The sequence below is a fragment of the Streptomyces sp. NPDC016309 genome (assembly GCF_043077235.1).
In the GTDB taxonomy this organism is placed as follows: Bacteria; Actinomycetota; Actinomycetes; order Streptomycetales; family Streptomycetaceae; genus Streptomyces.
The window spans coordinates 115389-122355 of the sequence record NZ_JBIBSG010000014.1; the positions used below are offsets into that span (position 1 = coordinate 115389).

2 protein-coding genes are annotated in these 6967 nt (G+C 75.5%); both read right to left on the minus strand.

The features are described 5' to 3' along the window. Nucleotides 1-175: 175 nt before the first annotated feature. The gene (locus ACF068_RS28790) at nucleotides 176-5218 is read right to left on the minus strand and encodes a DNA-binding protein (RefSeq protein WP_392277215.1); all 5043 of its coding nucleotides are present in this window, start codon (nucleotides 5216-5218) and stop codon (nucleotides 176-178) included. Continuing rightward, entirely contained in the window at nucleotides 5215-6081 is an 867-nt protein-coding gene (locus ACF068_RS28795; protein WP_392277216.1) for a DUF4132 domain-containing protein, read from the minus strand. The genes ACF068_RS28790 and ACF068_RS28795 overlap by 4 nt, the downstream gene beginning before the upstream one ends. Between the last annotated feature and the right edge of the window lie 886 nt (nucleotides 6082-6967).

The window sequence follows — 6967 nt, forward strand, 5'->3', positions numbered from 1 at the left end:
GGACGGGTCCCCCGGGCACACCGGCGGCGGTGTGCCCGGGCGGCCCGTCGTGCGCACGCGCCGGAACGCGTGCCCCGGCGTACGCGACGGCCGGGCTCGACCCGCCGGTCGGGGCGGACCCCGGCCGGCGGGTCGTGACGACGGTGGCGGACGTGCCCGGCCGCTACGGGCGCGGTCAGCGCCGGCGGGCGCGGCGCTTGACCTTCAGTTCCGCGAAGCGCGGCGTGTCGCCCTCGCGGACCCGCTGCCAGGCCCTGCCGTAGAGCTCGGCCGGGGGCTCCGTCGGTGCCAGGGTGCCGAGCACCGGGTCGCGGTCGGCCAGCAGGTCGAACAGCGGTGCCTTCCACTCCTCCAGCGGCACCGTCGGCGCGGACGTCTCGATCCAGCCGCCGGGCAGGAACAGGCCGCGTCCGGCGCGGGTCCGGGTGGCCGTCACCACCAGGCCGGTGGCGCCGAGTTCCGCTCGGGCGGCCTTCAGCCGGGCCGGCTTCCAGCCGGTCCAGCGGGCGGTGTTGCGGTCGGTCGGGTCGGGCATGGCCAGCAGCATCAGGTACAGGGCGGCGGCGTCCGCGCCCAGCCCGTACGTGGCCGCCGCCTCGGTCACCAGCTCGGGCACCGAACGGGTCGGGTCCTGCGGCCACCACGTGCCGTCGGCGTCGGCCGCTCCCCCGGCCGGGGCGCCCGGGTCGGCGAGCAGGGCGGCGAAGCGGGGGTCGGCGACGATCCGCAGGGCCACTTCGACGGGCAGCAGCCGCTGGTCGGTGGGGCGCAGCAGCGGCAGGTACGGGTCACGCCCGGCCGAGTCCAGCAGGGCCGGGACGACCGCCGGCATGGGCTGGTCGTCGTGCGTGGCCATGATCACGGCACCGTACTGTTCGAAGTGCTCGGTGGTACGGGTCGGGGTGCCCGCCGCCTTGCGGAACCGGGGCAGGTTGGCGTACCCGCAGAAGGTCAGCATGAGCTCGGGCGCGGCGAGCCGCCGGCGGACGGCCGTGAGAGCCGGGGGCAGCAGGGCGCGGAGCGGGTCGCCGGCGGGGAGCCGGTGTGCCAGCCAGGCCGCCATGGCGACCGCGCCGGTGAGGACGTCCGCCGAGAACGTGTCGCCGGAGCCGCCCGGGCCCACCGGTTCGCGGGGCGCGATGCGGTCCCCCTTGACCGTCCAGGGCACGTCGGTGCTCAACGCGGGGCTGGCGTCGGGGTCGAGGACCGCCGGCAGCGCGCGCAGCGTGGGCCAGGAGCCGCGGACCGCCTTGTGGGCCTCGGTGACCAGCCACTCCGGGACGGGCCTGCGGCGGCCGACGTGCCGGTTCCACACCTCGGCGGCGGCGGCCACGTCCGGCCCTTCCGTCCACAGCCGGACCGGGTCGGCCGGCAGCAGGGCCGTGACCAGCGACCGGCGCACCTCGGCGGTGAGGGCCTTGAGCTCCTCCCGGGCCACGGCCGCCTCGGCCACCTTCACGGCGAGGGTGGCTCGCTGGCCGGCGGTCAGGAAGCTGCGCTCGTAGGTGTCCACGCCGGGCAGGCCGGCGACCACGAGCCGGGCCAGGGTGTCGCCCACTCCGGTCAGCCGGGCGAACTCGGCGGCGGCCCCGGGCAGCCAGGGCGCGGCCCCGCGCTCGGTGGCGGCGGCCAGGAAGCGGGTGAGCCAGCCGGTCTCTCGGCCGGGGTCGCCCAGCGGGGTCGCCCGGCGGAAGGTGTACGGCTCGGGCAGGGTGAACCGGCCCGTGGGGTCGTACTGGACCGCCCCGAGTTCGTAGCCGTCGTTCGCCTGGACGCAGGTCCCGTCGGTGGCGAGGAAGGCGCCGCCGCCGAGGGGGAGGACGGCGCTGTGGTAGGCGTTGTACGCGGTGCCGTCGGGCCGGCGGAGGTCCTGCTGGGTCAGGTGGACGACGACGCGGCGCCAGCGGCCGTTCGACGCGGAGGCCAGGCCGAGTGCGTCGATCCTGGTCAGCAGGGTCAGCAGGGCCGCGCGCTGCTCCTCGTCGGTGGTCGCGGAGGCGGCGCGGTGGGCGAGGGCGGCGGGGTGCTCCAGCAGCGGGGTCCAGTTCAGGGCGGTGTGGGGCAGGGCGGGCTGCTCGGTGTGCAGCCGGCCGGGTGCGGTCGTCGCCTCGGTGTCGGCGGCCGCGGCGGCGAAGGCGCACAGCGCCTGGAAGACGCCGTCGTCCTCGGTGCCGCACCAGCCGTAGCGGACCGAACCGGTGAGGCCGTCCAGGGCCCGGTCCAGCAGGCCGTCCGCGGGGCCCTTCGGGAGCTTCGCGCCGGTGTCGCCGCGGACCGCGGCCGTGAGGCGTGCGGTGAGCTCCTCCAGGGTGGACCGCTGGGCGAGGGCGAAGCCGAGCGCGTTCACGACGCCCTGGACCAGGGCCGGGTCGGTGACCTGGGGCAGTGCGGCGCGGACGAGGGCGGGCAGGTCCTCGCGGTCGGTGGCGTCGGCGGCCGAGGCGAGCAGGGCGGCGGCGGTGTCCCGGTCGGCCGCCCGGAGGGCCAGCGAGCCCTGGTGGTCGCGGGGGCGCAGGCAGTACCAGTGGTCGGCGGGCGGCAGGACGGGCTCGGGGCCGGGTGCGACGGCGTGCCCGGTGCGGCAGCGGCACTCGGCGGTGACCGCGCCGTCCGGGTCGGTGAGCCGGAACTGCTGCCAGTTGACCGAGAGGGCGCGGGGCCGGTCGTCGCCGGGGAAGGTGACCGCGGCGAGCGGGCGTTCGCCGCCGCGGGGCACGGTGACGCTGCGTCCGGCGGTGTCGGTGGCGTGCCAGCCCTGGCCGGGCATGTCGACGACCCGCCAGCCGAGCAGGCCGTCGGCGGGTGCGCCGAGCACGGAGTCCGCCACGGTGGGCGCGGGGCGCAGCCAGCTTGCGTCGGCGAGCAGGGTGCTGCCGTGGGGGTGGCCCCGCAGGGCGTCGGTGAGGAAGGCGGGCAGGGAGCGCCGGCCGGTGGTGCCGTCGGACGGGTCGTACTCGACCCAGCCTGCCGGGGGCCGTTCGCCGTCCCCGCCGGACCGCCGCGGGCCGTCGTGGTCGGCCCGGCCGCTCGCGGCGGCGGCCTCCTCGGCCGTCTGCCAGGTCCAGTGGGACCTGCCGTCGGAGATGATCTGCCGTTCCTCGGGCAGCCGGGTGTCGCCCCGGTGCAGGACGCCGGAGCCGGTGGCGAGGCCGCCGTCGGGCAGCGGCAGGCCGATGAGCTGGAGGCCGAGCCGCCAGGGGTTGCCGCCGGTGTCCAGGGTGAAGACCCGGTCGGGCGCGGTGTGCCAGTAGGCCTGGGGCTCCCCGCCGCCGTACCAGGCGCGCCAGGAGACGAGCAGCGCCCCGTCGACGTACTGGAAGCCGGTGGCGCGCTGGTCGTTGCCGGGGATGCGCAGGTCGTGGACGAGCACGGTGGAGTGGGCGTCGATCACCCGGACCTGCCGCTGGTTGGCCACGATGAGGTGGGGCCAGGCGCTGACGACGGTGAGGTTCCGGCCGTTCCCCCGGGGGTCGAGCTCGGCGAGGGCCTCCTCCCAGGCGGGCCAGGCCAGTTCCTCGAAGAGGCCGCCGCGCAGGGTGCGGGACAGCAGGGCGCCGACGTCGGTGGCGCCCACGGCGGCCACGTCCTCCGCGGCGAGGACGAGGGCCTCGGAGGGCAGCCAGGTCAGCCGCCCGACGGCCTGCGGGAAGCCGGGCAGACCGGTGGTGGCGGTGGCCCGCGCCACGTCGCGGACCCAGGCGGCGAGGATCGGCCGGCCGCCGGGCGACCCGGCCATGCGGCGCATCACGGTCCTGCCGTCCTCGGTGTCGCCGCAGTTGGACAGGGCGCGGGTGAAGGCGGACCGGAAGCGTTCGTCGGCGGCGAGTCCCAGCAGGTCGCGGCGTTCGTCGGCGAGGGCCCAGTCCTCCAGGTCGAGTGCGTGGTGCTCCTCGGGGGCGGCGACGGTCAGGTCCAGGCAGAGCAGCAGGTCGAGCAGGTCGACGTCCTGGACGCCGATGCGCAGGCCGGTCTCGCGGCCGGGCCGGGCCAGTTCGGTGCGGAGCTGTCCGGCGGAGCGCTCCACGAGGTCGAGCAGGAGCGGCAGCGTGGCGCGACGGCCCCAGCCGGTGTGCCGGGCGGTGTGGAAGCGCTCCAGCCAGCCGGCGGTGCCGTCGGCGCTGCGCTCCTCGGCGGGGACCGTCGACCGGTGGAGGCCGGCGGTGGCGCCGGACTCCTCGAGGATCTCCAGCCACATGAGGGTGACTTCGCCGCCGTTGTGGTCCTCGCACTGCGGCATCATGTTCAGCAGGGTGCCGCGCACGGCGGGCTCGCGGCGGGCGAGGGCGACCAGGGCGGCCCGGTGGGCCTTCCACCAGCCGGCGGCGGCGCGCTGGGTGGCGGGCAGCGGCAGCAGTTCGGCGAGGTAGTCCTGTTCGGCCCGCGCGGGGTCGAGGCCGGCGGCGCGGGCGAGCCGGCGCAGGGCGACGGCGACCTGGGCGGAGGGCACCATGCCGCCCGCGGTGCGGCGTACGCACAGCCGGCGGAACCGCTCGTACGCCTGGGGGGCGGGTACGCGCGCCTCCAGTTCCTTGGCGTAGGAGGTGAGGACCCGTACGGGCAGGGCGCCGGCCAGGGCGAACTCCAGGAAGACGGCGTCGAGCCGGTCCTCGTCCACGGGCAGGCCGTGGTTGGCCTCGCTCTTGCGGGCGCGGGTGAACAACTGCGCGGCGTAGGTGGGGTTCTCCACCGACAGGAAGATGCGGGCGGCCTCTTCTTGGAAGACGGGCAGGAAGTGCGGGAGGGAGGCGGACAGCCGGCCGGCCAGCTCCTGGCAGGCTTCCAGGGCGGCCTTGGGCTTGGTCCTCGCCTGGCGGGTGACGCGCTCCAGTTCGGGTACGAGCGCCAGGGCGTGGTGGCCGTCCTCCGGGTGGTGGACGAGCACCCATTCGGGGAAGCCGAGGGCCTGGCGCCGGCCGAGGCCGACGACGGCCGGTTCGCCGTCCGGTACGAGTCCCAGGAAGCCGGCGGCGAGGTCTTCGGCGGCGCCGAGTTCGGCCGGGGCGAGGCGGACGACGACGCGGTCCTCGGGGAGGCCCGGGTGGCGGTAGGCGCGGGCGGTGAGTTCCACCGCGCCGGGTCCGGCGTCCTCGGTGCCGGCGGGCAGGACCGCGCCGGCGTCCAGCAGCAGTGCGGCCTCGCTCGTGGTCGCCGTGCCGGCCGTCGTGGTGGTGGCCGTGTCGGTCGCCGTGCTGGTCGTGGTGGTCGTGGTGGTGCTCATGCGTTCCCGCCCTCTTCGATCGTGCGGCCGGCGTACAGCGCGGCGGCCATCCGCATCCCCTCGGACCAGGCGACCGGTCCGACCTCCCGCAGCCGGACCGCCCGGCCGTCGTCGTCCTGCCAGGTCAGGGCCCCGGTGGCGGAGTCACCGTCCCAGTAGGGCTCCCCGATCCACACGGCCGCCTCCAGACCGCGGCCGCCGTCGCGCACGGGGCAGGTGGCGTAGCCGCCGGATATCCGGTAGCCGAGGGCGGTCGCGCGGGCCGCCAGACGGAACCGGTTGGGGTAGGAGCCGCCGGCGTACTCCTTGACCTCGGTGGCGGTGGCCCCCAGGTCCCCGGGCTTGTGCCAGGTGGCGCGGTGGATCTGCTCGACGCGCTGCACGATGCCCAGTTCGGCCGCGAACTCGCGGACGTCGTCCAGGTCGGGCAGCAGCACCGGGTGGGGCAGGGTCACCGTACGGGCGGACAGGCGGACGGTCTCGCCGTCGAGGTTGACCACCCGCAGTTCCCCGGAGTCGGTGGCGCCGCGCAGGAAGCCCGGCTCGTCCGGGTCGTCGCCGACCACCACGACGTCGCGGAGGGCGCCCTGCCAGGCCTCGTCCGGCCAGACCCGGGCGAGCAGAGCGGTGGGGACGGGCAGGGAGGAGACCATCCATGCGTCCACCTGTGCCACGCACGCGGCATCGTGCCGTTCCAGCCATTCCGCGAGACGGCGCAACCGGTCCACGTGGGGGTGGTCGCGCAGGGCCTTGGGGAGCGTCTTCAACTGCCGTCCCGCTGCCCGGCCGGTTACGGCGCGTGCCGTCACCCGACCCTCCATCAGGGCGATTTCATACCCTTCGCCCACTGCTTGCCAGCCCATTGCTCGCTGCCCCCTCGCCGTGTCCGGTCGGATCGCGCGCAGCGTTCACCAGGGGGCCGAATCCCCCTGAGCTGCGGTATGAGCGGGACACTAGCGGGCCCCACTGACAACGCGACGGGCGGCCGGAGATGAGGCGTACTCAGCCCCGCCCGAGCGGGTCGGCGTCACGCAGTGTGCCCGTCCGGTCCGGAGTCGGGACGCGGGTACTCCGGCGCCGCCGTCCACGGTCGGCCGAGCCGACCGGAGAGGGCCGGCGCCCTGGCCCGGACCGCTCGGAACCCGTGGCGTCCACCGAACGATTCACGCCACCGCGCGGTTCCTCATCGGGGTGACATCGACCGGTGGCGCCGGATGATAACCCGCCGGAGAAACACCGAACATGATGTGTACCCGCCCACATTTTTCCTTCACATCCCCGTCGTCGCGGGGCGCCGCCCGGGGGTGGGCGACCCGCCGGCACCGCCACGACCCAGGCGCCATGGGGGTCGTTGGGGGGTGGGGACGGAGCCATGACCGCCCGCGCCTCCCACCGGCCCTCCGCACGGAATAAGAGATTCCGATCTACTGGCGAGTTCCTATCAGTCTTCACAAGCCGCCTTTCGGTCAAAGATTGGCGTCAAGTCACGTGATAGCTCGGCAAAGTGGCGGCTCAACGGGCAGGAGCAGTCAATTCCACTTTGACGGTCCTTTTTCGATCTTCCAGACTGCGCCTCCGACCACCCCGCACACCGGTGACCGGCCGCGGGGACCTAGCAGGGGGAAGCGCAAGCAGAATGAAGAAGATCGACTCCAACTCCGCCCGGGTGCGGAGAGCTGTTACGCGCGGGTTTGTGACTGTGACCGCGGTCGCTTCCGTCACGGCTGTGGCCGCGCCGCAGGCTGCCAT

What these genes read in the sequence shown, in the direction of transcription:
- ACF068_RS28790 (WP_392277215.1), bottom strand. Translation starts at nt 5,218, where the DNA reads ATGAGCACCACCACGACCACCACGACCAGCACGGCGACCGACACGGCC.
- ACF068_RS28795 (WP_392277216.1), bottom strand. Translation starts at nt 6,081, where the DNA reads ATGGGCTGGCAAGCAGTGGGCGAAGGGTATGAAATCGCCCTGATGGAG.